This window comes from Azospirillum cavernae (assembly GCF_003590795.1).
In the GTDB taxonomy this organism is placed as follows: Bacteria; Pseudomonadota; Alphaproteobacteria; order Azospirillales; family Azospirillaceae; genus Azospirillum; species Azospirillum cavernae.
The window spans coordinates 1452875-1479197 of sequence record NZ_QYUL01000002.1; the positions used below are offsets into that span (position 1 = coordinate 1452875).

The following is a 26323-nucleotide window of genomic DNA, read 5'->3' on the forward strand; positions in this document are numbered from 1 at the left end:
CGGGGGCGCGTCATGGCTGCCGTGCGCGCCGTCCGCTCCCGGCAAACGGCGAGAGACCGGGGTGGGGCGTTGGCGGTCAGCGCGGGCGGATGCGCTTCAAGGAGACGGCTTCATCGTCCTCGCTGCCGTAATCCTCGTAATGGACCGGGCAACGGCCATCGGAGCGGGCGGCGCCGGTGACGGTGGCGGGGTACCAATCGCCCTTCCATTGCACCTCGACCCGCATGCCGCGCACGCAGAGCGAACGGTCGTTGCCGACGGGCGCGGATTGCAGGGGGGCGGTGGGGGCCGACAGCGGCACTGTGCTTTGCGAACTCATCATCGGCGCTTGGCTCGGGGCCGCCGCGCCTTGCTGGTCGCAGAACATTGTGCAGACCCGGTTGGCGATCACCTGTCCGCCGCACAGGCCGCCGAAGCAATCGCGGTAATTGGCCTCGCAACGGTCATGGCAGCTGTTGCTGCTGCACCCATAGGAGTTTTCGAAATCGCTGACCGATTTTTTGATCGGTTTCTTTTCAGCGCTTTGGCGGCGCACGTAGGATTCATACTCGTAGGCGGCGCGGCTGCGGGCGTCGGCGCGGCACGCCTGTTCGCTCATTGAGCAGGTTTGACGGCACAGGCTGCGCTCCTGCTGGCATTGGGACACGCAGAGCCGCCCTTGGCTCGTCGTCGGCGGAATCATGCTGTATTGGGTTTCGTAGATCGGACCGCAAGCGCTCAGCAGCGCGACCAGACCCAGGCACAAGGACAGCAGGCGAACCATCAAACAGACTCCGGCGACGTTGGACTCCGATCTTATCAGTTTATCAAACGGTCAGCCAAGGACGCCCAACGCCGTTGTCTGCGCCTTCACCCGATTGATCGCTTGGGTTACTGTGGTTGGATGACCTCCTCCTCCTCTGATGGCGGGCATGGGCCTGCCGCGCACACCCGCCCTGTCACCGCGCCCGCTCCCGCGCGCGGCGGGCTTCCTCCCTTGCTTGGTCCGGATGATCCGCCGCCGGTGACGGTGCTGCATCCGGACGCGCGTGGGGCGCTGCTGCTGGTCTGCGACCATGCGTCGCGGGCGATCCCGCAGAGCTTGGGAAATCTCGGTTTGCCAGAGGAGCAACTGGGCCGTCACATCGCCTATGACATCGGCGCCGCCGCCCTGACTCGGCGCTTGGCGGAACGCTTTTCGGCGACGGCGGTGCTGTCGGGCTATTCCCGGCTCGTCATCGACCCGAACCGCGATTTGGAGGATCCGACCGCCATTCCCGTCATCAGCGACGGGGTGGTGATTCCGGGCAACCGGGCGCTGGACGCCGCCGCGCAGGCGCAGCGGGTGGAGACGCTGTTCCGTCCTTATCAAGAGGCTGTGGCGCGGGAGGTCGCGCGCGTCCGCGCGGGTGGGCAGGTCCCGATTTTGCTGTCGGTCCACAGCTTCACTCCAGAGATGCGGGGCGTGCCTCGGCCCTGGCACATCGGGGTGTTGTGGGACCGCGACCCGCGCTTGCCGATCCCCTTGCTCAACGCGCTGCGGGCCGATGGGCGGTGGCGCGTGGGCGACAATGAACCCTATTCCGGGCGCGACACCACCGGCGGCACGGTGGAAACCCACGCGACTCCGGCGGGCTACCCCAACGCGCTGTTGGAGGTCCGGCAGGATCTGATTGACGACGACGCTGGCGTCGCGCTGTGGGCGCAGGTTCTGGGCGACGCGCTGGAACATTTGCTGACCGCGCCCGATCTGGCGACCATCCACCATTATCCACGGGTCTGAGCGCATGGAACCGTCCTTCACCCTGGGGCTGGAAGAAGAGTATCTGCTGGTGGACCGCGCCACGCGCGACATCGTGCCCAGCCCGCCGGAGGAAATGCTGGAGGCCTGTCAGGCTCAGGCTCCGGGCCGCATCCATCCCGAATTCCTGCGTTGCCAGATTGAGGTTGGAACGCCGGTCTGCACGAGCTTGGCGCAGGCGCGGGACGAGTTGGCGGGCTTGCGATCCCTTGTCGCCGGGGTGGCCGATCAGCATGGTTTGGCCCCCATCGCCGCCTCGACCCACCCCTTCGCCGCGTGGGAGCCGCAGAAGCACACCAACCGGGACCGCTACAACATGCTGGCGCGCGACCTCGGCGCCCCGGCGCGGCGGTTGATGATCTGCGGCATGCACGTCCACATCGGCATCGAGGACGACGACCTCCGCATCGATTTGATGAATCAGGTGCGCTATTTCCTGCCGCATTTGCTGGCGCTGTCGACCTCCTCCCCCTTCTGGCGCGGGCGGGACATGGAGCGGCGGTCTTACCGGCTGTCGGTTTGGCACGAGTTGCCGCGCACCGGCATGCCCGCCAGCTTCCAGAGCTTTGGCGAGTATCAAAGCCATGTCGGGGCCTTGGTCAACGCGGGCGTGATTGAGGACGCGAGCAAGCTGTGGTGGGACATCCGCCCCTCCTCGCGCTTTCCCACGTTGGAAATGCGCATCACCGACATTTGCACCAGGCTGGACGACGCGGTGACGGTGGCGGCGCTGTACCGCTGCCTGCTGCGCATGCTGTGGCGGTTGAAGCTGCGCAACGTGACCTGGCGGCCCTACAAAAACATGCTGATCGAGGAAAACCGCTGGCGCGCCCAGCGCTATGGGTTGGACAGCGGGCTGGTGGATTTCGGTCAGGGCCGGATCGTTCCTTACAGCGATCTGCTGGAGGAGATCATCGACTTGACCCGCGAGGACGCCGCGCATTTCGGCTGCACCACCGAGGTGGAGCGGGCGCGCGACATTCTGGCGCGCGGCACCAGCGCTCACCGGCAGGTGGCGATCTATCAGGAGGCGCTGGAAAACGGCGCCACCGGCTGGGAGGCGCTGCACAAGGTGGTGGATTGGTTGGCCGAGGAAACCATGGTCGGGGTGCGCGACGCGGCCTGACGGGCCGTCGTCGCGCGTTGGGTCATCCCTGTGGGGGCGGGGACTGAGGAGCGGGGGCGTTCTGAACGCGCGGTCCGGGTTTGGCCGCCGCCTCGGTCGCGCCGCCGCAGCCTTGCTCAATATAGGTCTGATAATCGGCGCGCTGGACCGCGTAGAGGTCTTCGCCCGCCGTCGGCACATTCTTGGCGTGGCGCAGGGCCGAGGCCGAACCGCCCAGATCAATGACCAGGAAATCCACCGTCGCCAGCGTGGTGGAGATGAAGCTCAGCGCGTAGACCTCCGCCGCGACGCCGACGGTCAGCGCGACCGCGCCCACCGTGTTGGTCGGCCCGACAAAGGGCAGCACAAGGTAGGAGCCGGGGCGCAGGCCGGTCTTGCACAGCGACGCGCCGTAATTCGCCTCACGCCGGGTCAACCCGATGGCGGTGGCGGGATCGAACAGGCCGCCGATGCCGACGGTGGAGTTGACGGCGAAGCGCGTCGCCGACACCGCCGTGTTGGTCGCCTTGCCTTGGAGAGCGTTGTCGAGAATCATCTCGATCTCGGTCAAATTGGCGTAGGCGTTGCTCAGACCTGTTTTCACCGGACCGGGAACCCACGGGCCGACATGATTGACCACCGGGTTGATGACCCAATCGACCAGCCCCTTGTTGAAGGCGAACATCGGTCGGTTGAAGGATTCCAACGGATCCTCCGCCGCGTGGCCGACGGAGGGCGCGCAGGCCAGGAACAGGGCGAGAGCCAGAGAAGCCGCGCGCATGGTGATCCTTTTGATCGTGCAGGCCCGAAGGCGACGCGACCACCATACATTAGATATTTTGCGATTTAACAGCGCTGGGCTGCGGCGAAACGGCGCCGCCGTCGCTTTCAACCGGGCGATCCACGCAATTGCATGCTTTTGCAATCAAATGGGGCGGTGTAAGGGGATGCTGTGCGGACGGGGTGACGGGCTGGCCGCCGCCCCCGCCGCTCACAAGGGAGAATGCGGGATGAGCAAAATCCTCACTCTCCTGATCCTGCTGTTGCAGATCATCAAGGCGTGCCTTGATCTTCTGAACCGCTAAGGATCGGGTCGGGCGGGCAGGGAGTTGCATTCCCTGTCCGCCTGTCCCCGAATGTGGGTCTTGCGCCGCCGTCTGTCAATTGTGGTCCGGCGCTTGATTGGGCGCGCAACCCTGTCCTCCGGCTTGACGTCTGCGTCATGTCTCCATACGCTCCCGCACCGTCAACACCGTCCAACGCGGGTTGAGCAGGGCAGGCAAAAAAGAAAGAGGGCCGCGCGTTCGATGCGGCCCTCGCTTTTTTCAACGCCCGCGCGGTTTTCCGCTCTGGCCGCTCACGGCGCGGGGCAAGGGGAGGGGAAACGGACATGGCCGACGCCAAGTTTTTGAAATTCGACACGCAAAGCCTGCACGCGGGGCAACGGCCCGATCCGGCCACCGGGGCGCGGGCCGTGCCGATCCACATGACCTCGTCCTACGTCTTTCAGGACACCGACCACGCGGCGGCTTTGTTCAATCTGGAACGCGCCGGTCACATCTATTCCCGCATCTCCAACCCGACCGTCGCGGTTTTGGAAGAGCGGTTGGCGATTCTGGAGGGCGGCGTCGGCGCGGTCTGCACGGCGAGCGGGCAGGCGGCCTTGACGCTGGCGATTCTGACGCTGATGGACGCGGGCGGGCACATCGTCGCCTCCTCCTCCATCTATGGCGGCAGTCGGAATTTGCTGGCCTACACGCTGCCGCGCTTTGGCGTCACCACCAGCTTTGTCCATCCGCGCGACCTGGACGGCATCCGCGCCGCGATCCGCCCGGAAACCCGGCTGGTTTTTGGCGAGGTTCTGGGCAATCCGGGGCTTGAGGTGCTGGACGTTCCCGCCGTCGCGGCCATCGCCCACGCGGCGGGCGTGCCGTTGCTGATCGATTCGACCTTCACCACGCCCTATCTGTGCCGCCCGCTGGCCCATGGCGCCGATCTGGTCATGCATTCCTGCACCAAATGGCTGGCCGGGCATGGCGTGGCCATCGGCGGGGTGGTGATCGACGGCGGAAGCTTTGATTGGGAGGCGTCGGGCAAGTTCCCGACCCTGACCGAACCCTACGCCGGGTATCACGGCATTGATTTCGCGGAAGAGTATGGCCCCGCCGCCTTCATCATGCGTGCCCGCGCCGAGGGCTTGCGCGATTTCGGCGCCTGCATGAGTCCGATGAACGCCTTTCAGATCCTGCAAGGGGTGGAAACGCTGCCGCTGCGCATGAAGGGCCACATCCACAACGCGCGGAAAATCGTCGCCTTTCTGGAAACCGAACTGTCGTCGGACAAGGGGGCGGTCGCCTGGGTGTCTTATCCCGAACTGGTCGATCACCCCGATCACGCCCTGGCCGCGCGGCTGCTGCCCAACGGCTGTGGCTCGATCATTTCCTTTGGCGTCAAAGGTCCAGGTGGCGGGCGCGAGGCCGGGCGGCGCTTCATCGAGTCGCTGTCGCTGTTCTCTCACCTCGCCAACGTCGGCGACGCCAAATCGCTGGTCATCCATCCGGCCAGCACCACCCACGCCCAGCTTGACGCGGCGGCCTTGGCCGCGTCGGGCGTGGGGGAGGACATGATCCGCCTGTCCATCGGGCTGGAGGATTCCGACGATTTGATCGACGATCTGAAGCAGGCGCTGCGCGCCGCCGCCAAGGGGTGAGCCTGCCATGACGCAAACCACCGACACGACCGCCGACAACCGCTTGCCCAACAACCGGCAGCCCAGCAACCAACTGACCGTCAACGGCCACAGCGTTTACGCCCACACCGGCGGGCGCCCCTTCGATCCGGCGCGGCCCGTCGCCGTGCTGCTGCACGGCGCGGGCATGGACCACACGGTGTGGAGCCTGCAAACCCGCTATCTGGCCCATCATGGGCGGTCGGTGCTGGCGGTCGATCTGCCGGGCCATGGCCGTTCGGGCGGAGAGCCGTTGGACAGCGTCGCCGCTTTGGCCGATTGGGTGGTGGCGTTGCTGGACGCGGCGGGCGTCGCCAAGGCGGCGTTGATCGGCCATTCGATGGGCGCGTTGGTGGCGCTGGACGCCGCCGCCTGCCATCCCGACCGGGTCGAGTCCGTGGTTCTGCTGGGCGCGGCGGAACGGATGCCGGTTCATCCCGATCTGCTGGCCGCTGCGGCGGCGGGGGATCCGTCGGCCATTGAACTGGTGATCGGCTGGGGCCATGGCCCGCGCGGCCACAGCGGCGGCAGTCCGACCCCCGGTCTGGCGTTGATCCCCGGTGGACGGCGGTTGATGGCGGCGGTGAAGCCCGGTGTGCTCGGCGTCGATCTGGCCGCCTGCAACGCCTACGGGCAAGGCGGCGCGTCGGCGGACCTCGTCACCTGTCCCGCCCTGTTCGTTTTGGGAGCGTTGGACCGGATGGCGCCTGTCAAAGCCGGGCGATCTCTGGCAAGTCGCATCAAGGCGTCACAAATTGTCACAATTCCGGCGACAGGTCATATGGTGATGACCGAGGCTCCAGACGCGACCCTGGACGCCCTCAGGTCGTTTTTTGACCTGAGGCGGGCTTGATTCTGACCAAAGACGCAATTTTAACGATTGTGACATCACCAACATGATCCGTTGATATTTATGCGTTTGCCCTTATGCTCTCCCTGTTGAAGCGCCGTTGGGGAAGCAAGGCTGGGCGGCTTTGACCGTCCTTGTCACCTTGGGTTGCTGGTCGGAGGGCGTCGTGCAGGTGAACGAAAAGACGATGCGCGCCTTGATGCGCAACGCCCGCGACGTGGCGGCCGTGGTCGCTCCGGACGGTTCGCTTTCCTATGTCGGCGAGGCTGCGGCGCGGGTTTTGGGGTACAGCTCTGATCGTCTGATCGGCACGCAACTGATCGACCACGCTCATCCTGATGAGCGGGACGAGGTGCGGCGGCGCATCGCAGCGCGTCTGATTGCTCCCGCCTCCGTCTCCAGCCCGGCGGTTTTCCGGTTTCGCCACGCGGATGGTCGCTGGCGCTGGGTCGAAGCGGTCAGCAACAACCAGTCGGATGACCCGGACATTGGCGGGGTGGTCCTGAACGTCCGCGATGTGACCGAGCAGTTGGACACCGCCGAGCGGTTGCGCGTCAGCGAGGCGCGGTATCAGACTCTGGCCGAAACGGCGCCGGTCGGCATTTTCCAAACGGATTCGGCGGGTGAGGTCATCTTCGCCAACGCCCGTTTCGCCAGCATCGCCGGGCTGACGTTGGAACAGCTTCTGGGGAGTGGATGGCTGGACGCGGTTCACCCGCAAGATCGCGCGCAGGTCGAGGCCGATTGGCGCGGCGGTCTGGACCGTGGAGCCGCCGCCGCTCCGCTGTTGCTGGATTTTCGCTTTCACGACGCGGCGGCGTCCGTGGACATGCGCGTGCTGTGCCAGCGCGTTCCGCTGGAGGGCGACGGCGGTTTCATCGGCACCATCACCGATGTCAGCGAGTATGTGCGGACGGCCAACGCCTTGCTGCTGTCGGAAGCGCGCAACAAGGCCACCGTCGACACGGCGGCGGACGCCATCCTGACCATGGACGACGATGATTGCGTGGTCAGCTTCAACCGGGCGGCGGAGGAGATGTTCGGCGTCGCCGCTCCTGACATTCTGTGGAATCGCCTGGATTCCTTGTTCCCAGCGGCGCAGTTGCGTGAGACGGACGGCCAGCGGTTTGAATTTCCCCCAGGGCAGACGACGGCGGTGATCGCGCGGTCCCGCTCCATCGAGGCGCGGCGGGTGGATGGCACTGTGTTTCCCATCGAACTGTCAGTCAGCGCCAGCGAGGTCGAGGGGCGTCGTTTCTACACGGGGATTCTGCGCGACGTGACCGAACGCCGCCGCGCCGAACAGGAGATGATCGCGGCGAGGGAGGCGGCGGAAGCCGCTGACAAGGCCAAATCGGTCTTCGTCGCCACGGTGAGCCACGAGTTGCGCACGCCGCTGAACGCGGTGATCGGCTTCGCCCAACTGCTGGAAATGAAGCAGGGCGAGCCGACGACGGAGCTTTATCCGGACTATGTGAGGTCGATCCGCCAATCGGGGGAACAGCTTCTGTCGATCATTGACGACATTCTCGACATCACCCGCATCCAAACCGGCCGTCTGGAACTGATGGAAACGCCGTTGGATTTGGACGCGTTGGTGACGCAGGCCGTGTCCGACATGTCCTTTGTGGCGAACCACAGCGCGGTGAGGTTGGACGTTCAGGTGGATGAGACTCTGCCGCCGATCCGGGGCGATGAACGGCGCTTGCGGCAGGCGCTGTGCAACTTGATCTCGAATGGCGTCAAGTTCAGCCATCCCAACGATGTCGTCACCGTGTCGGCTGGGCGTGACGCGGATGGTTGGGTGACGCTGGTGGTGCGTGACACCGGAATTGGCCTGGACCCGGCCAACATTCCCAGAGTCACCGTGCCCTTTGTTCAGCTGGATCAATCAATGGCGCGGCGGTTCGACGGGTTGGGTTTGGGTTTGCCGTTGGCGCACCGGCTGGTGGAGGCCCATGGCGGCAGCCTGACCATCGAAAGCCAGTTGGAACAGGGCTGCGCCGTGACGATCCGCTTGCCGCCGGAACGAGTCCTGTCGCTGGACGACCTGTTGAGGTGAGCGGAGCGATTCGGTCCGTTGAAACAGCCATGGCGTCCCGGTGGACCGGGACGCCATGGCTCAACGTGGGTTGAGTGGTTACGCGGCCTGTTGCGTCAGAACCGGCGTTTGTCCATTCACCGCGCGGACCGTTTCAATCGGAATGGCGCGCGGCTTCATCGTTTCCGGGACTTCGCGGGCCAAATCAATGTGCAGAAGCCCGTTCAGCAGCGACGCGTTCGCCACCTTGATGAAGTCCGCCAGTTGGAACCGGCGCTCGAACGCCCGACCGGCGATGCCGCGATGCAAGAACTGGCTGCCGGTTTCAGGGGTTTTGGCCTTGCCGGTGACGATCAGGGAATTCTGGTGGGCCGTGATGGTCAAATCATCCAAGCCGAATCCGGCGACGGCCATGGTGATGCGATAGGCGTCGTCGCTCAGCTTTTCAATGTTGTAGGGCGGGTAGCTGCTGGCCGTCTCATTTCCCGGGGTCGCGTTTTCCAACAGACGCGACAGACGGTCGAAACCGACGGTGGAGCGGAACAGCGGCGAAAGATCATAGCTGCGCATGAGATATCCTCCAAAAGAGCGATACAGCGGGTTGGGGACCACGATGATGGTCGGCCCCCGTTGGGTTCGATGACGCCGACGAACCCCGTATGGGCATTCGCCGGATGAGCGAGAGATAGGCGGGGGTTTTGGCCGTTCAAGAGGGTCGTGTACGCTGACGCGCCGACTCCGTGGCCAACCAGTCAGGGTTGTCGCGCATAGGGCGGTCACAGATTGTTAATCAGTTGGGCCGACCCTCAATCCAGCGCCTGATGGCTGTGGCAGGGGTACGGCGTGATGGTTACGCACACCTTCTTCTTCAATGGTCCGTATGACGAGACCATGACGCTTCTGATCGAAGCGCGGAATTACATCGCTTTTCACGACGCGGCCGAGCATCGGAAGCTGTCGCCGCAAGTCCGGCTGCAAATTTCTTATGAATCCATGCGTGTGACCAGCCGCCTGACCCAGGTGATGGCCTGGCTTCTGGCGCAAAAGGCGGTTCACGCCGGTGAAATCACCAAGGCGCGAGGGGCCAGCGCGGATTTTGCCTTGTCGGGCGGCGAGGTCTGTTCCGACGAGACTGGACCGGACAATGAGGAGCTGCCCGCCGGTTTGCGCAGCCTGCTGGAACGCAGCCACCGGCTTTACATGCGGGTGGAGCGGCTGGACCGGATGGTGAGCGAGGAGGTGCGGCGGGAGGCGGAGGCGAACGGCGCGCCGGATGACGTCGGCGATGGGGCCGATGACGGCGCGGAGGCTGGCGCCTGACGCTTTAACCGTTGGCGTAAACACGAAAAGGGCGTCCGACAGCTTCGGACGCCCTTTTCGTTCGCAGCGGTAAAGCTTACTTCTTGAGACCGAAGCCAGCAAAACGCTTGTTGAACTTGGCGATCTGCCCGCCCGTGTCCAACAGCTTCTGGACGCCAGTCCACGCCGGGTGCGACTTCGGGTCGATGTCGAGGCGGATGGTGTCGCCCGGCTTGCCCATGGTGGAACGGGTCTTGAACGAGGTGCCGTCGGTCATGACGACGTTGATCTCGTGGTAATCGGGGTGAATGTCAGTCTTCATGGCCGGGGTTCCTGCTAAACGAGCGCGGTCTATACCAAAACACCTCCCGTGATGCAACCCCGATCCACGCCGTTGTGGTGATTGAATCGTCGGGGCGGTGTTGCCACGCTTCCCCTTGATGATGGAGCAGGGTGAGGTTATTTAATAAACCGATCAATCGGTCTATTAATGAGGCAGAAGGCGACATGGTGCGCAAGCTTGATCCTGACAAGCACGAGGCGCGGCGGCGGGCGATCCTGACGGCGGCGGCGGCCTGCTTCGCCGACAGGGGGTTTCACCAGACCAGCACCGCCGACCTGTGCGCGGCGGCGGGGACCAGCCCGGGGAACCTGTTCCATTATTTCCCCAGCAAGTCGGCGATCATCGCCGCCATCATCGACCAGGAGGCGGAGGAGACGGCGGCGTATTTCGCCACGCTGACTGGCGACGATCCGCTGGGCGATCTTCTGCGTTTCCTGGATCTCGCGCTCGATCTTGCCGCCGATCCGGCCTATGTCCGGTTGGCGTTGGAGACGGCGGCGGAGGCTTCCCGCGACTCGCTGGTGGCGGTGCGGGTGGCGCGCAACGACGCGGCGTTGCAAGAGGCGTTGCGCGGTCTGTTGCGCGCCGCCGCTGCGCGGTCCCGGATCGACCCAGCCTTGGACCCGACGGCGGCGGCGGCCTGGATTGGGGCGCTGATCGATGGCCTGTTCAACCGTGTGGCGCTTGACCCCGACTTTCGTCCGCAGGAGCAGCGCGCGGCGCTGCGCCGGATGGCCCTGCGCTTCTTGGCGGTGGGCGACGACGGGGCGGCGTCATGAGAGCGGTGGGTTTGGACGCCGACCGCATCGCCGACGTGGACGCCCTGCGCGGGGCGGCGCTGTTCGGCATTCTGCTGGTGAACGTCAACGCCTTCGCCTCGGCCTTTTACGGCGCCGGGGTTGGCGATCCGACCTATGACGGGGTGGTCGATCACGCGGCGCGGGCGTTGGTCGCTGTGCTGTTCGAGATGAAATTCTATCTGCTGTTCTCCTTCCTGTTCGGCTACAGCGTCACCTTGCAGATGGCCGCCGCCGAGCGGGCGGGGGAGCCGCTGTTGGGGCGGATGCTGCGGCGGCAAGCGGGGTTGTTGGTGATCGGCCTCGCGCATGGGGCGTTGCTGTTCTATGGCGACATTCTGACGATTTACGCGCTGCTGGGGCTGGTTTTGCTGGCCCTGCGCCATCGAACTGACTCGGCGGCCCTGCGGTTGGCGGCGTGGTTGATCGGGGTGAGCGCCGCCGTCTGGCTCGGCCTTGGCCTGTTGCAATGGGTCAGCGGCGAGCGGCTGAACCGGGCGACGGCCATCGCCCAAGCTCTGACGGCGCAGGCGGCCTATCGCGCCGAACCGTGGCGGGTCGTCGTCCAACGGGTGTCGGAGCTGCCATCGGTCTGGGCGACGCTGCTGGCGATTCAGGCCCCATGCGCCATGGCGATGTTCCTCGTCGGTTTTGTCGCCGGGCGGCGGGAGCTGCTGCGGAACGTGCCGGCCCATCGCCCGCTGTTCCGCCGTCTGCTGTGGGTGGGTGGGCTGGTCGGCGTGCCGGGCGCGCTGCTTTACGCCTGGCTCAGCCAGCGTCTGGTTGGGTCGGGCTGGGACGTGGTTGGGTTGGGCGTGTGCGTGCTGACCGCGCCGCTCCTCAGCGCCGCTTACGGGTCGGCCCTGCTGCTGGGCTTTCACACCCGCAAGGGGCGCGTGTTGGCCGGTTGGTTGGCCCCGGCGGGACGGATGGCGCTGTCCAACTATCTGGCGCAGTCGTTGGTTTGCGCGCTGCTGTTCACCGGCTACGGCTTTGGCCTGATCGGGCGCGTGTCGCCGCTGGCGGCGGGCGGTGTGGCCGCGCTGCTGTTCGCGCTTCAGCTTCCGCTCAGCCGCTGGTGGCTGCGGCGCTTCGCCTACGGCCCGGCGGAATGGCTGTTGCGGGCGCTGACCATCGCCCGTTGGCCGCGCTGGCGGCGGGTGGAGGGGGCCGAGGCGGTGGGCTGAGCGCGAGGCTTCAGCCCGGCGGCGGCTTGTCGCCATGCGGCGGCGTCGCTATATGGCACGCCATCCGCGTCGTCCTGCGCGTCTGCCTTGCGGGTATTCCTCAGTGTCCCAGATTTCCGATTCCGTTGACCTCAAGGCCGCCGAACGTCGGCGCGACCTTGGCCCCCTGCGCCGTCTCATTCCCTTTCTCAAGCCCTACCGCTGGCGGATCGCCGGGGCGATGGTGGCGCTGGTCGTCGCCGCCGGAACCGTGCTGGGCATGGGGCAGGGCATGCGGGTGCTGGTCGATCATGGCTTTGCGGCGGGGGACGCCGGGCTGTTGGACCGCGCCCTGCTGGTGATGCTGGGCGTCATCGCCCTGATGGCGGCCTCCACCTACAGCCGCTTTTATCTGGTGAGCTGGATTGGCGAACGGGTGGTCGCCGACATCCGGCGCGCGGTGTTCGACCATGTGCTGACCCTGTCGCCGGGCTTTTTCGAGACGACGAAGACCGGCGAAATCCTGTCGCGCCTGACCACCGACACCACGCTGTTGCAGGTGGTGGTCGGCTCCTCCGCCTCCATCGCGCTGCGCAACACGCTGCTGTTTCTTGGCGGCGCCGGCATGCTGATGGTGACGTCGCCCAAGCTGACCGGGCTGGTGGCCCTGGTGGTGCCGCTGGTCGTCGCCCCCATCGTGCTGTTCGGGCGGCGGGTCCGCAAATTGTCGAAGGACAGCCAGGACCGCATCGCCGACGTCGGGTCCTTCGTCGAGGAAACCCTGTCGGCGATCCGCACGGTTCAGGCCTTCACCCACGAGATGATCGACCGCCGCCTGTTCGGCGAGCGGGTGGAGGACGCCTTTGACGTCGCCATCGACCGGGTGCGGGTGCGCGCCTACATGACGGTCATCGTCATCGTTCTGGTGTTCGGCGCGGTCGGGATCATCCTGTGGATCGGCGGGCATGACGTGTTGACCGGGCGGTTGACGCCGGGCGATCTGTCGGCCTTCGTCATCTATTCGGTCGTCGTCGCCGGGTCGGTCGGGGCGATCAGCGAGGTGATCGGCGATCTGCAACGGGCGGCGGGGGCGACCGAACGGCTGTTCGGCCTGCTGGCCATCGAATCGGAGATCGCGCCGCCCGCCGTGCCGACGACGCTGCCGGTTCCGGCGCGCGGCGCGCTGTCCTTTGACGCGGTGCGCTTCCATTACCCCTCGCGGCCCGATTGGGCGGCGCTGGAAGGCTTCACGCTCGCCATCAAGCCGGGCGAGCGGGTGGCGCTGGTCGGCCCCTCCGGCGCCGGCAAATCGACGGTGTTCCAGCTTCTGCTGCGCTATTACGACCCGCAGGCGGGCGCGGTGCGGCTGGACGGGGTGGACATCCGCGACGCCGACCCCATCGAGGTGCGGCGGCGGCTGGGGCTGGTCGCGCAAGACCCGGTGGTCTTCTCGGCCAACGCCTGGGAGAACATCCGCTACGGACGCCCCGACGCCACCGACGCCGAGGTGCGCGCGGCGGCGGACGCCGCCCACGCGCTGGAGTTCCTCGACGCGCTGCCGGAAGGGCTGAACACATTCCTTGGCGAAAAGGGCGTGCGTCTGTCGGGCGGTCAACGCCAACGTCTGGCCATCGCGCGGGCGATCCTGCGCAACCCGCCGGTGCTGCTGCTCGACGAGGCGACCAGCGCGCTGGACGCGGAGAGCGAACGCATGGTGCAGGACGCCTTGGATCGTTTGATGAAGGAGCGCACCACCCTGATCGTCGCCCATCGGCTGGCCACCGTGCTGACCGCCGACCGCATCATCGTGATGGACCAGGGCCGCGTCGTCGAAACCGGCACTCACGCCGAACTGGTGGCGCAGGGCGGCCTGTACGCCCGACTCGCCGCGCTGCAATTCGACCGGGCGGAGGCGTAACCTCCGCCCGGCGGGTGCAGGTCAGCGGGTCAGCCGCTTCATCAGGCTCGACGTGTCCAGGCGGTTGCCGCCCATCGCCTGGACGTCGGCGTAAAACTGGTCAACCAACGCCGTCACCGGCACTTTCGCGCCGTTGCGCCGCGCCTCGTCCAGCACGATGCCCAGATCCTTGCGCATCCAATCGACGGCGAAACCGAAATCGAACTTGCCGTCGAGCATGGTGTGGCCGCGATTTTCCATCTGCCAGGATTGCGCGGCGCCCTTGGAAATCACGTCCACCACCTTGTGACCGTCCAACCCGGCCTGTTGGGCGAAGCTCAAACCCTCGGCCAGCGCCTGGACCAGACCGGCGATGCAGATCTGGTTGACCATCTTGGTCAATTGTCCCGCGCCCGACGGCCCCATATGGACGACGGAGCGGCCAAAGCAGGCCATCAGCGGTTCGGCCTTGGCGAAGGCGTCGGCGTCGCCGCCGACCATCACCGTCAAAATGCCCTTTTCCGCCCCGGCCTGACCGCCCGACACCGGCGCGTCGAGGAAGAAGACCTTGTGCTCGCGCGCCAGCGCGTCCATCTCGCGCGACACGGTCGCCGACACGGTGGAGTGATCGACGATCACGCCGCCGGGGGCCAGCGCGGTCATCGCCTCGCCCGCCACCGCGCGCACGTCGTCGTCGCCGCCAACGCACAGGAACACCACCTCGGCCCCGGTCGCCGCCTCTTCCGGGGTCGGGGCGCTGCGCCCGCCATGGGCGGCGACCCAGGCCTCGGCCTTGGCGGCGGTGCGGTTGTAGACGGTCACATTGTGCCCCGCCTTGGCGAGATGACCGGCCATCGGGCCGCCCATCGTGCCAAGCCCAAGAAAGGCGACGTTGCGCGGGGCGCTGCTGCTGTCGGTCATGATGCTCTGCTCTGTTGTTGCGTTGGGCGACGGTGTGTTTTGCCGACCAAATTAGGGCGGAGCCGCGCCGGGGGCAAACCCCGACTGGCGGTTCGCCGCGCGTCCCTGCGCCAAAGGTCGCAAGCGGTTGCTGCGTCGCGATGTTTGTCCTGACCGCGCGATGTGCTAAAGCTTGCCGACCAGCCACCATCAGGGGGCTGCCCAACGGGGCGGCCAACGGGTTGGCCGGGGCCATCGGCCAACCAAGATCACGGGAAGGAACACCGCATGCCGAACAAGTCGGGTTTTCAGGACGCGCCGCCGGATGAAGGTTCGGCCTTTTCGCCGGAGCAGGAAAGCGCCATCCGCATCGTCGCCAACAACCTGCACCGCCTGAACGAGTCGGTCGTCAAGGCGGTTGAGGCTGGCGTGACGATCGAGCTGATGCGCACCGCCCGCTACCACAACGAGACCGGCAACTGGGGCGACCAGCTCACCCCGGTGATCCGCCCGGCCAAGTAACGCCTGGTGATTTCGGCGCGGACGGTCTTTCCACCGCGCGAAAAAGGCCTTCACCCGCAGGGGTGAGGGCCTTTTTCATGGGTGAACCGCCGTGAGGAGATCTTGGAGAAGCGCCCGGCCTGTTCAGGCGTCGCAGCCGCAGGTGCGCGGCAAGCGGCCTTCGGCCCAGCGGCGGCGGCGGGTGTCGGCGTTGTCGTCGTCGGGCGGGCGGGGCAGGCCACAGGCGGCCCCCAGCAGATCGCGCAGATGGTCGAGATGGGCGGTCGTGAGGATCGCGACCCCGGCGTAGAAGGGTTCGCGGCAGCGGGTCGCCACCCGGCTGCAAAAGGATGGGATCCAGCGCAAGGGATGCTGGTCGAGGAACAGGGTGGCGTCGGCGGCCTGCCCATTGTCCAGCAGGCTGGCGAGCAGCAGGATTTCCGACACCAGATGATCGGCGGTCAGCGCCGGATCGGCGGCGACGCCCGCGTGCTGGCGCCAACGCCGCAGGGTGGCGCCAAGGTCGGGCGGCGGCTGGCCGTCCTCCATCATCCAGGCGGATTCGGTCGGGCAGGCGCGGTAAACGTCGGTTTGATAAATGGCGGTGTGGTCGGCGCGCAGCGGGTCAGCCGACTCCTCGGTGATCGGGTCGGGCAGGTCGCTGACCATCTCGTCGAGCAGGGCGATGGCCTGGGCGGCGTCGTCGCGGTCCAGATGCAGGCCGGATTCGGCGCGCAAGGGGGCGGCGCGCAGGGCGTTCAGGAACGCGACCGTCGGCTCTTCGGCGTGAAAGCGGGCGATGCGCCGCAACCCCGCCGCCGCTTGGGCGAAGGGCGCCGCCGGGTTGATCAAAAGCTCGTCCGCGACGCGCGACCGTTCAGCGGGCCGCTCCAAAACCGATCCGTTCACGCTCTTCCTCCCGGCGCCCGCGTCGGGGTTGAACCGACGGCGGGCTGCATGAGAACGCAGCACACATGTTTGGCGTGTTCTTTTTTTGTGGGTCGTTCCGCTGACGATGCGTGAGACGACCATATTGGATCGTTGTACTACCAGCAGGACGGCGTCCGGGTCAACGCGGGCGAAGGCCGCAGGACGATGAAAAACCGCCCATGGTTGCATTGTCAGGTTGACTGGGCTTTGCTGGCTGACGCACGCCCAATCCAATTCCTCCTCGCAGGAGCTTTTCATGCCCTTGACGCCCATCGAGCACGCCGACGCCAGCCCAGAGGTGCGCGCCGTTTACGACGACATCAAGGCGACGCGCAACGTCCCGGACGTCAACAATTTCTGGAAAATGACGGCCCATCACCCGGCGACGCTGGCCCGCACCTGGGAGAGTTTGAAAGAGGTGATGGCGCCGGGCGCGCTCGACCCGCTGGTCAAGGAGATGATCTTCGTCGCCGTCAGCGTCACCAACGGCTGCGCCTATTGCATCCGCTCGCACGAGGCGGCGGCGCGCAAGCTGGGCATGACCGACGCCCAGTTTGGCGAGCTGCTGGCCGTGGTCGGCATGGCCAACGAAACCAACCGGCTCGCCCACGGCTATCAGGTTGAGTTGGACGAACGGCTGAAATAGTCACGCGCTGGCCAGCGGCGCCGACAGACGGCGCTGCGCCATGCCGTTCACAAGGTCGCTGCGCACCGTGTAGTGGGCCTTGCTGCGGATGTCGCCGATGTCCTCGCTGGAAATCCGTTCGATCCGCACCTCGACGTCCCAGCCCAGCTTGCCCCAGGCGTTGCGGATGCGGTGGGCGAGTTCGCGCGCGCCCTGTTCGGAAAAGCTGTCGAGATGGCCACGGGTGGGGCCGGGGAAAAAGCGGGGGTGGGTTTTGTGGCGCATGGATGGCTCCCTGTCGCGCGGTCCCGGCGTCCGTCCGGGGCGGCGAGCGGGCCGGTGGCCCGCTCTGCGACTAGGATTAATCCAAATTGGACTTTTAAATCCAGAAAATCCCTATACCAAAAAGGTATCCATCAGGGTTCCTGAAGGCCGACCACGGTGTGGATGGTGTCGAGATCCGCGTTGTCCACGGTGAACTCGCGGTCGTCGGGCTGGTATTCGCGCAACACCACCCCCTCGGGCGCGCGGCGGACGAACTCCTTGACCAACACCGCCTTGCTGCGCTTGACCACCACCACCCCGGCCCCGGCGGCGGGCGGCTTGTGCGGGTTGACGTGCAGAAGCTGGGCCGGGCGGAAGCGCGGCATCATCGATTCGCCGACCACATACATGGCGTAGGGATCGCGGGCGTTTTTCAGATAGTCGGGCTTGGCCACCCAATCGATGGGGCCATCCTCCAGAAACATTTCCTGATCCACCCCGCCACGGGCGGCGGCGCGCACCGGCATCGGTTCGGCCACCCCGCCGGGTGTTCCGCCATAGGAGGCGGTGGGCGTCGGCGGCGCGCGCAGCAGGGGCGGCGGCGAAGTTCGGCGGGTGGGCGGGCGCGAGACCGGCGCGGCGGCTGGCTCCATCGCGGCGGAATCGGCGTCCAGCCCCAGCAGGCTGGTCGGCTCCACGCCCAAGGGACGCGCCAGCTTGACCGCCCAATCGACGGTCATCTTGCGCTGGCCGGTTTCCAGCTTGTTGATTTGCGGCTGCGAGGTTCCCGCCAGCTCGGCCAGTCTCTCCTGGCTCAGCCCGGCGGCCTGCCGCAATGCGCGGAGTGTGGACATGCCGTTCTCATACCAGATCGGTTTGAAAAAGTCCAATATGCCGCGCTCAGGCGGCTTGCGTGAAAAAGTCCAAATGGGTTAAACCGTTGCGGTATGACGCTCGACGATTGGCTCGCCCGCACCGCCACCAAGGAAGACTCCTTCGCCGCCAGCATCGGCGCCAGCCAGGCGGCGGTGAACCGTTACCGCCATGGCCGCCGCATGCCGCGCCCGGCGGTGATGGCCCGCATCGTGGCGGCCACCGGCGGCGCGGTGACGGCCAACGACTTCCACGGGCTGTCGGAGGCCCCGCCAAAGCCCTCCGCAGGGGCGGCGGGGTTGTAAGGCTGGATGGCGCTCGGCAAGCGCGCGACGGGCTTGGCGAATTGGGCGGTAAGGACGCCGACGTGACGCTGGTTTGTGTCGGGGCGGTGCGGATCGCGCGGCGCGGACCCAGACATGGAAAAGGCCCTTCAGATCGCTCTGAAGGGCCTTTTCAACTGGTCGGAGTGAGAGGATTCGAACCTCCGGCCCCTGCCTCCCGAAAGCAGTGCTCTACCAGGCTGAGCTACACTCCGTTCAGGTCCGGCGGGCGGTGACGTCCGCCGGTGGGACGGGTATATAGACGGGCTGGACCCGGGGCGCAACGCAAAAAAGCGTCACACGGCGAAAAAATATGCGTGCCTCAGAAATCCCGGTCGATCACGAAATCAATGACTTCCAGCATGGCGCGCTTGATCGGGCTGTCGGGGAAGGGGGCGAGGTTGGCGCGGGCCAGGGCGCCATAGTGGCGGGCGCGCTCCACCGTTTCGGCCAGCGCGTTGTGCTTGGCCATCAGCGTTTGGGCGTGCTCCAGATCGCCGTCGGCCTGCTCCAGCTCCTCCATGGTCCGATGCCAGAAGGCTTTCTCGGCCTCGTCGGCCCGGCTGATCGACAGCACGACGGGCAGGGTCAGCTTGCCCTCGCGGAAATCGTCGCCGACCGTCTTGCCCAGCGTCGCCTGAAGCGCGGAGTAGTCCAGCACGTCGTCCACCAGTTGGAAGGCGATGCCCAGATTCATGCCGTAATCATAGAGCGCCTGCGCTTCGGCCTCCGGCCGGTCCGCGACGACGGCGCCGACGCGGCAGGCGGCGGCGAACAGCTCGGCGGTCTTGCCCTTGATGACCTCCAGATAGGCCTCTTCGGTCGTCTCGGTGTCGTTGGTGGTGCGCAGTTGCAGCACCTCGCCCTCGGCGATGACGGCGGACGCGCGGGACAGGATGCGCAGCACGTCCAGCGACCCGACCCGCACCATCATCTCGAAGGAGCGGGAAAACAGGAAATCGCCGACCAGCACGCTGGCCTTGTTGCCGAACACCGCGTTGGCCGAGGCCAGACCGCGCCGCAGGTCGCTTTCGTCCACCACGTCGTCGTGCAGCAGGGTGGCGCTGTGGATGAACTCCACCACCGCCGCCAGCAGCCGATGCTTGTCGCCGGAATAGCCGCACAGATTGGCGGCGGCCAGCGTCAGAACCGGGCGCAGCCGTTTGCCGCCCGCCGCGATCAGATAACCGGCGAGCTGGGGGATCAGCTCCACCGACGACTGCATGTTTTGGATGATGATCTCGTTGACGGCGCTCAGGTCTTCAGCCACCAGAGCGGTGAGGTCATCGAGCGGGGTGGACGTGCGCCGGTTCGGCTCGAGATTGGTCACGACCGCCAAGGTCGACTCCACAGGTGATTGACGCCAGGAATTGCGGTAGGGAGCATAACGGCCTAGCCTTCTTGGTCAAGCCCGCAGGGGCGTTGTGAACGTGTCGGACCATGAGAGAATTGCTGCGCGCCACCGATCCGGTCCGATTGTCCTGGTTGATCGCCCTGTTGGCCGACGCCGGGATCGAGGCTGTGCTGTTCGACGCCCACACCAGCGTGTTGGAGGGTTCCATCGGCGCCATCCCCCAACGGCTGATGGTGGATGAGGAGGACAGCGCCCAAGCCTTCCGTGTTTTGTGCGAGGCGGGTGAGGCGTGAGCGGCGTGTCCCCTGGGCCGGAGCTTGAGGCGGCGCCCTGCGATTTCCTGCTGAACGGGCGGGTTCGGCTGGCCCAGCCGGAGGGCGGCTACCGCGCCGCCATCGACCCGGTGTTTCTGGCGGCGATCACCGACGCGCGGGACGGCGACCGCGTGCTGGACGTCGGGACCGGCACCGGGGCTGCGGCGTTGTGTCTCGCCGCGCGGGTGGCGGGCGCGTTGGTGGTCGGGCTGGAGCAGCGGGCCGACGCGGCGGCCTTCGCCCGGCGCAACGCCGCCCTGAACGGTCTGGCCGAGCGGGTGCGGGTGGTGGAGGGCGATTTGCTGGCGCCGCCGCCGGAGCTGCGCCCCGGCTCCTTCGACCGGGTCATGATGAATCCGCCCTATCTGCGGGCCGACGGCGCGAGTCCGCCGCCCGACCCCTGGAAGGCGGCGGCGAATGTGGAGGGCGCGGCGCGGCTGCCCGACTGGCTGCGCTTCGCCGACGCCATGCTGAAGCCGCGCGGGATGGTGACGCTGGTTCACCGCGCCGACCGGATCGACGACATTTTCGACGCGCTGCGTGGGCGCTTTGGCGGGCTGGTCCTCGTGCCGCTGTGGCCGAAGGCCGGGCAAGAGGCCAAGCGCGTGCTGGTCGCCGCGCGCAAGGGCGCGCGCACCCCCGCCCGGTTGACGGCGGGCGTCACCGTGCACGGGGCCGACGGCGCCTACACCGCCGAAGCGGAGCGAATTTTGCGCGGGGCGGGCGCGTTGGCGCTTTGACAGAGCGGCGGCGGCACCCCATCTGTCGCGGCATGAGCCTGCATTCCCTGTTGAAGAAACTCCCCTTCGGCCCCTGGCGCAACGCCGGGCCGCTGGTGTCCGTGGTCCGGCTGTCCGGGGTGATCGGCGCGGGCGGGGCGTTCCGCCCCGGCCTGACGTTGGCCGCCCTCGCCCCGCTGCTGGAGCGCGCCTTCGCGCCCAAGGAGCAGGCGGCGGTCGCGCTGATCGTCAACTCGCCGGGCGGGTCGCCGGTGCAGTCGGCCTTGATCGCCAAGCGCATTCGCGATCTGGCCGAGGAAAAGAAGCTGCCCGTCTTCGCCTTTTGCGAGGATGCGGCGGCGTCCGGCGGCTATTGGCTGGCCTGCGCGGCGGATGAGATTTGGGCGGACGAAAGCTCGGTGCTGGGATCCATCGGCGTGGTCTCGTCGGGGTTCGGCCTGCATGACTTCATCGCCCGGCATGGCGTGGAGCGGCGGCTTTACACCGCCGGGGAGAACAAGGTTCTGCTCGACCCCTTTTCGCCGGAGCGGGCGGACGGAGTCGCCCATCTGAAATCCTTGCAGGCCGACGTCCACGACGCCTTCAAGGCGCTGGTCCGCGCCCGGCGCGGCGCTCGACTGACCGGCGCGGAGGAGGAGATTTTCTCCGGCGCCTTCTGGGCCGGGCGCAAGGCGAAGGAGTTGGGCTTGATCGACGGGTTGGGCGATCTGCGCGGCGTGCTGCGCGGGCGTTTCGGCGAGAAGGTCCGGTTGCGGGTGGTGGAGGCGGAGCGCGGCTGGTTCCGCGACAAGCTGGGCTTCCGCGCCGCGCTGCCCGGCGCGGGCATGGCCGACGCGGGCGCGGTTCTGGCCGAAGCCTTGCCGTCGGCGGCGGTCGCGGCGGTGGAAGAACGTCTGTTGTGGTCGCGTTTGGGGCTGTAGCCGCCGCCTCGCTCCGCTCAACAGAGGCGTCGAGGCCGGTTGCCGCTTTGCCCCCTCCCTAACCCTCCCCCGCCTGTGGCGGGAGAGGGAACTCCGCTGAACGCCGACAAGGCTCAAGCCTCCCTCTCCCGCAACGCGGGGGAGGGTCGGGGAGGGGGCAAGCGTTGCCGAACCTACCGGCGCCGCATACAGTGCCGCTCCCGAGGGTTTGGGGGTGGCGGCGTCATGGGCGGGGCTTTGATCTTTTTGGCCGGGGGCGCGGTGGGCGGCGTGACGCTCGGCGCGTTGGGGGTGGGGACGGCGTTGATCGCCGTGCCGCTGCTGACCCTGGTCTTGCCGTGGCTTGGCGTTCCGGCGGACGCCGCGCCGCTGACCGCGCTGGCGACCTCGATGGCGGTGGTGGCGGTGACGTCGGTCTCCTCGGTGCTGTCGCACCATCGGTTGGGCAACGTTCTGTGGCCGGTCTTCCGCGTCACCATTCTCGCCAGCGTGACCGGAGTCGTGGTCGGCGCCGCCGTCGCCACCCATCTGCCCGCCGCCGCGCTGCGGCTGGTGGTGGGGGTGTTCCTGCTCTTCACCGCGTGGCGGATGCTGACCGGCGGCGCGGGCAAGGCGTCGTCGTCGGTGGCGGTTGGGCCGTCGTCCGGCGCGGAGTCTCCGAACGTCTACCGGCTGGGCGGGGCGTTGATCGGGTTGGCGGGCAGCTTCATCGGGGCGGGCGGCGGCGTGCTGATGGTGCCGTTCCTCAGCGGACGCGGCCATCCGATGACGCGCGCGGTCGCCACCTCGACCGCCATCGGCCTGCCGGTGACGGTGGCCGGGGCGCTGCTCTACACCGCGCTTGGTCTGCGCGACGGCGTCGATCTGCCGGGGCAGATCGGCTATCTGCATCTTCCCGCTTTGCTGGAAATCGGCGTGGCGAGCGCGCTGACCGCGCCGCTGGGGGCGAAGCTGTCCGCGCGCCTGCCGGGGCCGCTGTTGAAGCGGATCTTCGCCCTTCTGCTGATTCCCTTGGCCCTGAAGATCGCCGTTGGTTGACGGTGCTTGAGCTGACGGCGCTTGAAGTGTCGCGGGCGGGTCCGGCACAGTGCCGACGCCCCCAAGGGTTTTGTTGAGCGTTGCGGAGCCGCCAACCGTGCCGGATCAAAGCATGACCGAACAGGATGTGATCGACGCCGCCATCGCGTTCCACCACGCGGGCCGCGCGTTGAAGGCGGTGACGCTGCTGCGCCGGGTGTTGGGCTTCAACCCCGCCAACCACAACGCGTTGCGGCTGTATGGCGTGTTTCTGCGTCAAGCGGGGCAGGCGCAGGCGTCCATACCCTGGTTGGAGCGGGCCGCCGCCCTGCACCCCTTCGTCCCGGTCTTCCACCAGGATTTGCAGAAAAGCTACGAGGCGCTGGGCCGCGCCGATCTGGCGAGCGCCAGCTATTGCCGCGCCCTGCTGGCCGAGATCCGCGCCGGTCTGGGGCCGGAGGACGCGCCGCCCCACCCCCTGGGCTGGTCGCCGGAGCCTGGCCGCGCCGTTGCCATCGCGCCGCGTGGCCAACGACGGGATCCGGTGATCCTGTTCGTCAGCGAACGCTGGTTCCTGCTGGATCCCCGGCGCGGCGATTCCAATTGCCTGATCTTCACCATCGATGGCCGGGAGACGGCGATTCCCGGCGCGTCGGTCGGTTTTTTCGTCGATGATCTGGCGCGCGGCCACGGCCTGCCGCTCGATTCCCTGTTCGCGCGGGCGGTGGCGGAGGTTAATCCCGACGTGGTGATGCTGTCGCCGCAGGTGAACGGACTGCTGACGGCGCTCGACCCTTCCGTCGCGACGCTTGCGGGGTTGAAGCGGCGTCACGGCTTCAAGCTGGCGGTCATGCTCTATGACATGGCCGATGATTGGGGCGTCGCGCCGGCCGCGCCGCTGGCGGAGTTGGTCGATCTGGTGGTGTCGCTCGATCTGCCGCCGTCGCTGGCGCAGGCGCGGCTGCCGGGGTTGCCCGTGCTGGGGGCGTGGTCGCCGGTCGATGGGGCGTTGTTCCGCGACGATGGCGGGCCGCGCGACATCCCGATCAGCTTCGTCGGCCAAGTCCGCGCCGCCCGCGCCGCCTTTCTGGCGCAGGCGCAAGTGGCGGGCCTGTCCATCCACGTCGCCGGGGGCCAGCGCGGCGACGCGCCGCTCAGCTTGGCCGATTACGCCGCGACGTTGCGCCGCTCCCAAATGACCATCAATCTGCCGCTGAGCCAGACCGGCGGCGCGCCGCATGTCAAAGGCCGGGTGTTCGAGGCGCTGCTGTCCGGCGCGCTGCTGCTGGAGCAGGCCAACCCGGCGACCGAGCATTGGTTGCGCCCGATGGAACATTACGTCCCCTTCACCGACGCCGCCGATTTGGCCGCCAAGGCCCGCCATTATCAGGACCATCCCGCCGAAGCCCGCGCCATCGCCGAACGGGGCCGCGACCATGTCCGCGACCGGCTGAACCCGGCGGCCTTCTGGCGCGCCGTTCAGGCCCGGCTTGGCTGAGGGCTTGAGGGTTTCAGCCCGTCACTTCAGCGCGACCAACGCCGCCCCCGCCGCGATCAGGCCAACGCCCAACCAATTGGCGGCGGACAGCCGCTCGCCCAGCAGGGTGACGCCGAACAGCGCGACGAACACCACGCTCAGCTTGTCCACCGGCGCGACCTGGGCCGCCGGTCCATGTTGCAGCGCCCGGATGTAGCAGAGCCAGGACGCCCCGGTGGCAAGCCCCGACAGGGTGAGAAACAGCCACGTCCGCCCCGACAGGCTGGACAGCGACAACCCGACGCCCGACGCGCCGACCAGGATCGCCAGCATCAGCAGAACCACCACCGTGCGGATCAGGGTGGCGACGTCCGGGTGAACCCCCTCGACCCCCAGCTTGGTCAAAATCGCCGTGGCGGCGGCGAAGCTGGCGGACAGCAGCGCCCAGAAAAGCCAAACGGGAAGCGGACCTTCGGTCATCGGGATCCCTCAGGGACGGCGATGGTCGGGGAGGGCGCGTTGGGTCGGTCGCGCAGGGCGGCGTTCTCCACAGCCACGCGGTGGCGCGTCAGGGGAAGATTGAGGACGGAAAACAACAGCGCCAGCCCCACCTGCCCGAACATCAGCGGCAACACCGCCAACTCTCCGGCGACGATCAGGTAATTGGGGTGGCGAACCCAGCGGAAGGGGCCGCGCCGCACCAGCGGGGCGTCGGGCAGCGTGATGATCCGCGTGGTCCAGAACCGCCCCAGCGTGGCGATCACCCAGACCCGCCCGGCCTGGAGCAGCGCGAACAGCGCCAAAAGCCAAAGATTGACCGGCGCGTCCGCCGGGACGACGAGGAACAGGGTCAGCAGCCAACTGCCATGCAGCAGGACGAACAACGGGTAATGGCCCGCCCCGACCTCGCGCGCCCCCTGTGCCAGCAGCCGGGCGGTGTTGCGTTTGGCGAGCGCCAACTCCAGCAGCCGTTGGGCGGCCACCAGCAGCAATATGACGTGCGGCGCCCCGAGGCTCATCACAGCTCCAGCAAGGTCAGCGCGGCGGAAAAGCCGGGGCCGAGCGCCACCATCAACTGCGGCCCCGTCGCCCCGCGCGACAAGCGCCGCTCCAGCACGAACATCACGCTGGCCGCCGACATGTTGCCACAATCGCGCAGCACCGCCCAAGCGTCGTCCATCCCGTCGCTCGCCGGGGCCAGAACCTCCGCCAGCGCCTGGAGCACCTTCGTGCCGCCGGTGTGGCAGATCACGCCCGCCAGATCGGCGCGGGTCATCCCTTGTTTGCTCAGGAAAGCGTCGAGAACCGGGGGCAGGCGGTCGCGGACCAGCTTGGGAATGTCCTGGCTGAAGATCACGCCGAAACCGTCGCTTTCCACCCGCCAGCCCATGATCCCGCGCGTGCCGGGCCAGGTGTGCTCCCCGCTGGCGCGCAGGCGCGGCCCGCGTCCGTCCCCGGCGCGCAGCACCGCCGCCGCCGCGCCGTCGGCGAAGAGGGCGGTCGCCACCAGATTTGTGGGGGTCGCCTCTTCGCTGCGGTGGGCGAGCGAGCACAGCTCCACCACCAGAAACAGCACGGTCGATCCCGGCATGGCCCGCGCCATCATCCCGGCCCGCGCCAGCCCCAGAACGCCCCCGGCGCAGCCCAGCCCGAAAATCGGCAGGCGCACCGTGTCGGGGCGAAAGCCCATGCGGTCGAGCAACCGCGCCTCCAGGCTGGGCGTGGCGATTCCGGTGGTGGTGACGCAGACGATGGCGTCGATGTCGGCGGGGCGCAGCCCGGCGCGCTCCAGCGCCTTGGTCCCCGCCTCTTCCAGCAGATCCAGCGCGCAATCGGTGAAGATGGCGGCGCGTTCCGGCCAGCCATGCGGCTCCAGATACCATTCAAGGGGCCGCACGGCGTGGCGGGTCTGGATCCCGGCGTTGGCGAAGACGGGGGCCAGCCGGTCGAAATCGCGCATGCGATGCGCGAACATCGCCCGCGCGGCGGCCAGCGTCGCCTCTTGGTCAAAACAATGGGGTGGCAGCGCCGTCGCAACCGACAGCAGGCGGGGATCGGTCATCATGGCGCACAATGTGT

General features: G+C 67.4%; 30 protein-coding genes and 1 tRNA gene. 18 read left to right on the plus strand and 13 right to left on the minus strand.

Annotated features, from left to right (window positions below):
- Positions 1–76 precede the first annotated feature (76 nt).
- Positions 77–763, minus strand: a complete 687-nt coding sequence (locus D3877_RS18315) for an MBT domain-containing protein (RefSeq protein WP_119832111.1) — start codon at positions 761–763, stop codon at positions 77–79.
- A gap of 213 nt (positions 764–976) precedes the next feature.
- On the opposite strand from D3877_RS18315, the gene D3877_RS18320 reads away from it, so the two are divergent.
- Both D3877_RS18320 and D3877_RS18325 read left to right on the plus strand, forming a co-directional pair.
- Positions 977–1762 carry an N-formylglutamate amidohydrolase gene (locus D3877_RS18320; RefSeq protein ID WP_338014620.1) on the plus strand — a complete coding sequence of 262 codons (786 nt, stop codon included), beginning with the start codon at positions 977–979 and terminating at the stop codon, positions 1760–1762.
- A gap of 4 nt (positions 1763–1766) precedes the next feature.
- Entirely contained in the window at positions 1767–2906 is a 1140-nt protein-coding gene (locus D3877_RS18325) for a carboxylate-amine ligase (protein ID WP_119832113.1), read from the plus strand.
- 22 nt (positions 2907–2928) lie between these two features.
- Here the strand turns inward: D3877_RS18325 and D3877_RS18330 are convergent, their stop codons facing one another.
- Entirely contained in the window at positions 2929–3666 is a 738-nt protein-coding gene (locus D3877_RS18330) for an MlaA family lipoprotein (protein ID WP_119832114.1), read from the minus strand.
- Here D3877_RS18330 and D3877_RS18335 point away from each other — a divergent pair.
- The 4 genes from D3877_RS18335 (at position 3665) to D3877_RS18350 (ending at position 8525) form a co-directional block, all read left to right on the plus strand.
- Positions 3665–3970 (plus strand): hypothetical protein, encoded by a 306-nt coding sequence (locus tag D3877_RS18335; RefSeq protein ID WP_119832115.1) that lies wholly within the window; start codon positions 3665–3667, stop codon positions 3968–3970. The two genes, D3877_RS18330 and D3877_RS18335, sit on opposite strands and share 2 nt — an antisense overlap.
- A gap of 305 nt (positions 3971–4275) precedes the next feature.
- Positions 4276–5595, plus strand: coding sequence for an O-acetylhomoserine aminocarboxypropyltransferase (locus tag D3877_RS18340; protein WP_119832116.1), 1320 nt, complete (start codon positions 4276–4278; stop codon positions 5593–5595).
- A gap of 7 nt (positions 5596–5602) precedes the next feature.
- Complete coding sequence (locus tag D3877_RS18345; protein WP_119832117.1) at positions 5603–6466, plus strand: alpha/beta fold hydrolase; 864 nt, start codon at positions 5603–5605, stop codon at positions 6464–6466.
- Positions 6467–6587: 121 nt separating this feature from the next.
- A complete protein-coding gene (locus D3877_RS18350; protein WP_238474952.1) occupies positions 6588–8525 on the plus strand; it encodes a PAS domain S-box protein in 1938 nt (645 codons plus the stop codon).
- Positions 8526–8603: 78 nt separating this feature from the next.
- On the opposite strand, the gene D3877_RS18355 is transcribed toward D3877_RS18350, so the two are convergent.
- Positions 8604–9074 carry an Hsp20 family protein gene (locus D3877_RS18355; protein WP_119832118.1) on the minus strand — a complete coding sequence of 157 codons (471 nt, stop codon included), beginning with the start codon at positions 9072–9074 and terminating at the stop codon, positions 8604–8606.
- Positions 9075–9350: 276 nt separating this feature from the next.
- Here D3877_RS18355 and D3877_RS18360 point away from each other — a divergent pair, with 276 nt between their 5' ends.
- Entirely contained in the window at positions 9351–9824 is a 474-nt protein-coding gene (locus tag D3877_RS18360) for a DUF1465 family protein (protein ID WP_119832119.1), read from the plus strand.
- A gap of 76 nt (positions 9825–9900) precedes the next feature.
- On the opposite strand, the gene rpmE is transcribed toward D3877_RS18360, so the two are convergent.
- Complete coding sequence (gene rpmE, locus D3877_RS18365) at positions 9901–10125, minus strand: 50S ribosomal protein L31 (protein WP_119832120.1); 225 nt, start codon at positions 10123–10125, stop codon at positions 9901–9903.
- Between the two features lie 185 nt (positions 10126–10310).
- Here rpmE and D3877_RS18370 point away from each other — a divergent pair, with 185 nt between their 5' ends.
- The 3 genes from D3877_RS18370 to D3877_RS18380 are packed head-to-tail and all read left to right on the plus strand — an operon-like array spanning position 10311 to position 14027.
- Positions 10311–10925, plus strand: coding sequence for a TetR/AcrR family transcriptional regulator (locus D3877_RS18370; RefSeq protein WP_238474953.1), 615 nt, complete (start codon positions 10311–10313; stop codon positions 10923–10925).
- Complete coding sequence (locus tag D3877_RS18375; protein WP_119832121.1) at positions 10922–12130, plus strand: DUF418 domain-containing protein; 1209 nt, start codon at positions 10922–10924, stop codon at positions 12128–12130. The genes D3877_RS18370 and D3877_RS18375 overlap by 4 nt, the downstream gene beginning before the upstream one ends.
- 52 nt (positions 12131–12182) lie before the next feature.
- Positions 12183–14027 carry an ABC transporter transmembrane domain-containing protein gene (locus tag D3877_RS18380; protein WP_238474954.1) on the plus strand — a complete coding sequence of 615 codons (1845 nt, stop codon included), beginning with the start codon at positions 12183–12185 and terminating at the stop codon, positions 14025–14027.
- 21 nt (positions 14028–14048) lie between these two features.
- Here D3877_RS18380 and D3877_RS18385 read toward each other — a convergent pair whose 3' ends face one another.
- The gene (locus D3877_RS18385; RefSeq protein WP_119832122.1) at positions 14049–14927 is read right to left on the minus strand and encodes an NAD(P)-dependent oxidoreductase; all 879 of its coding nucleotides are present in this window, start codon (positions 14925–14927) and stop codon (positions 14049–14051) included.
- Between the two features lie 267 nt (positions 14928–15194).
- On the opposite strand from D3877_RS18385, the gene D3877_RS18390 reads away from it, so the two are divergent.
- On the plus strand, positions 15195–15428 hold the full coding sequence (locus tag D3877_RS18390) for an SMc00767 family acetate metabolism repressor (RefSeq protein WP_119832123.1): 234 nt from the start codon (positions 15195–15197) through the stop codon (positions 15426–15428).
- Positions 15429–15551: 123 nt separating this feature from the next.
- Here D3877_RS18390 and D3877_RS18395 read toward each other — a convergent pair whose 3' ends face one another.
- Positions 15552–16316, minus strand: a complete 765-nt coding sequence (locus tag D3877_RS18395; RefSeq protein ID WP_158599943.1) for a TorD/DmsD family molecular chaperone — start codon at positions 16314–16316, stop codon at positions 15552–15554.
- Between the two features lie 277 nt (positions 16317–16593).
- Between D3877_RS18395 and D3877_RS18400 the strand changes: the two genes are divergently transcribed.
- Complete coding sequence (locus tag D3877_RS18400; RefSeq protein ID WP_119832125.1) at positions 16594–16983, plus strand: carboxymuconolactone decarboxylase family protein; 390 nt, start codon at positions 16594–16596, stop codon at positions 16981–16983.
- Here D3877_RS18400 and D3877_RS18405 read toward each other — a convergent pair whose 3' ends face one another.
- Together D3877_RS18405 and D3877_RS18410 are read right to left on the minus strand one after the other, a co-directional pair.
- Positions 16984–17247: a hypothetical protein gene (locus tag D3877_RS18405; protein ID WP_119832126.1), complete on the minus strand. Its 264-nt coding sequence runs from the start codon at positions 17245–17247 to the stop codon at positions 16984–16986. It lies immediately after the preceding gene.
- A gap of 131 nt (positions 17248–17378) precedes the next feature.
- On the minus strand, positions 17379–18080 hold the full coding sequence (locus D3877_RS18410; protein ID WP_119832544.1) for an XRE family transcriptional regulator: 702 nt from the start codon (positions 18078–18080) through the stop codon (positions 17379–17381).
- 93 nt (positions 18081–18173) lie between these two features.
- On the opposite strand from D3877_RS18410, the gene D3877_RS18415 reads away from it, so the two are divergent.
- Complete coding sequence (locus D3877_RS18415; protein WP_119832127.1) at positions 18174–18404, plus strand: helix-turn-helix domain-containing protein; 231 nt, start codon at positions 18174–18176, stop codon at positions 18402–18404.
- Positions 18405–18560: 156 nt separating this feature from the next.
- Here the strand turns inward: D3877_RS18415 and D3877_RS18420 are convergent.
- Positions 18561–18637 (minus strand) — tRNA-Pro (locus D3877_RS18420).
- A gap of 107 nt (positions 18638–18744) precedes the next feature.
- A complete protein-coding gene (locus D3877_RS18425; protein ID WP_119832545.1) occupies positions 18745–19761 on the minus strand; it encodes a polyprenyl synthetase family protein in 1017 nt (338 codons plus the stop codon).
- Between the two features lie 101 nt (positions 19762–19862).
- Between D3877_RS18425 and D3877_RS18430 the strand changes: the two genes are divergently transcribed.
- From D3877_RS18430 to D3877_RS18450, 5 genes are all read left to right on the plus strand, one after another.
- Positions 19863–20069 (plus strand): putative signal transducing protein, encoded by a 207-nt coding sequence (locus D3877_RS18430; protein ID WP_119832128.1) that lies wholly within the window; start codon positions 19863–19865, stop codon positions 20067–20069.
- Positions 20066–20830 (plus strand): tRNA1(Val) (adenine(37)-N6)-methyltransferase, encoded by a 765-nt coding sequence (locus D3877_RS18435; RefSeq protein ID WP_119832129.1) that lies wholly within the window; start codon positions 20066–20068, stop codon positions 20828–20830. The genes D3877_RS18430 and D3877_RS18435 overlap by 4 nt, the downstream gene beginning before the upstream one ends.
- Positions 20831–20862: 32 nt before the next feature.
- Positions 20863–21750 (plus strand): S49 family peptidase, encoded by an 888-nt coding sequence (locus tag D3877_RS18440; RefSeq protein WP_119832130.1) that lies wholly within the window; start codon positions 20863–20865, stop codon positions 21748–21750.
- A 225-nt stretch (positions 21751–21975) separates the two neighbouring features.
- On the plus strand, positions 21976–22788 hold the full coding sequence (locus tag D3877_RS18445) for a sulfite exporter TauE/SafE family protein (RefSeq protein WP_119832131.1): 813 nt from the start codon (positions 21976–21978) through the stop codon (positions 22786–22788).
- 112 nt (positions 22789–22900) lie between these two features.
- On the plus strand, positions 22901–24265 hold the full coding sequence (locus tag D3877_RS18450; RefSeq protein WP_119832132.1) for a glycosyltransferase: 1365 nt from the start codon (positions 22901–22903) through the stop codon (positions 24263–24265).
- Positions 24266–24286: 21 nt separating this feature from the next.
- Here the strand turns inward: D3877_RS18450 and D3877_RS18455 are convergent, their stop codons facing one another.
- The 3 genes from D3877_RS18455 to D3877_RS18465 are packed head-to-tail and all read right to left on the minus strand — an operon-like array spanning position 24287 to position 26309.
- The gene (locus tag D3877_RS18455; protein ID WP_119832133.1) at positions 24287–24724 is read right to left on the minus strand and encodes an EamA family transporter; all 438 of its coding nucleotides are present in this window, start codon (positions 24722–24724) and stop codon (positions 24287–24289) included.
- Complete coding sequence (locus D3877_RS18460) at positions 24721–25263, minus strand: isoprenylcysteine carboxyl methyltransferase family protein (RefSeq protein WP_119832134.1); 543 nt, start codon at positions 25261–25263, stop codon at positions 24721–24723. Before D3877_RS18460 ends, D3877_RS18455 begins: the two co-directional genes overlap by 4 nt.
- Entirely contained in the window at positions 25263–26309 is a 1047-nt protein-coding gene (locus D3877_RS18465; protein ID WP_119832135.1) for a type III polyketide synthase, read from the minus strand. The genes D3877_RS18460 and D3877_RS18465 overlap by 1 nt, the downstream gene beginning before the upstream one ends.
- Between the last annotated feature and the right edge of the window lie 14 nt (positions 26310–26323).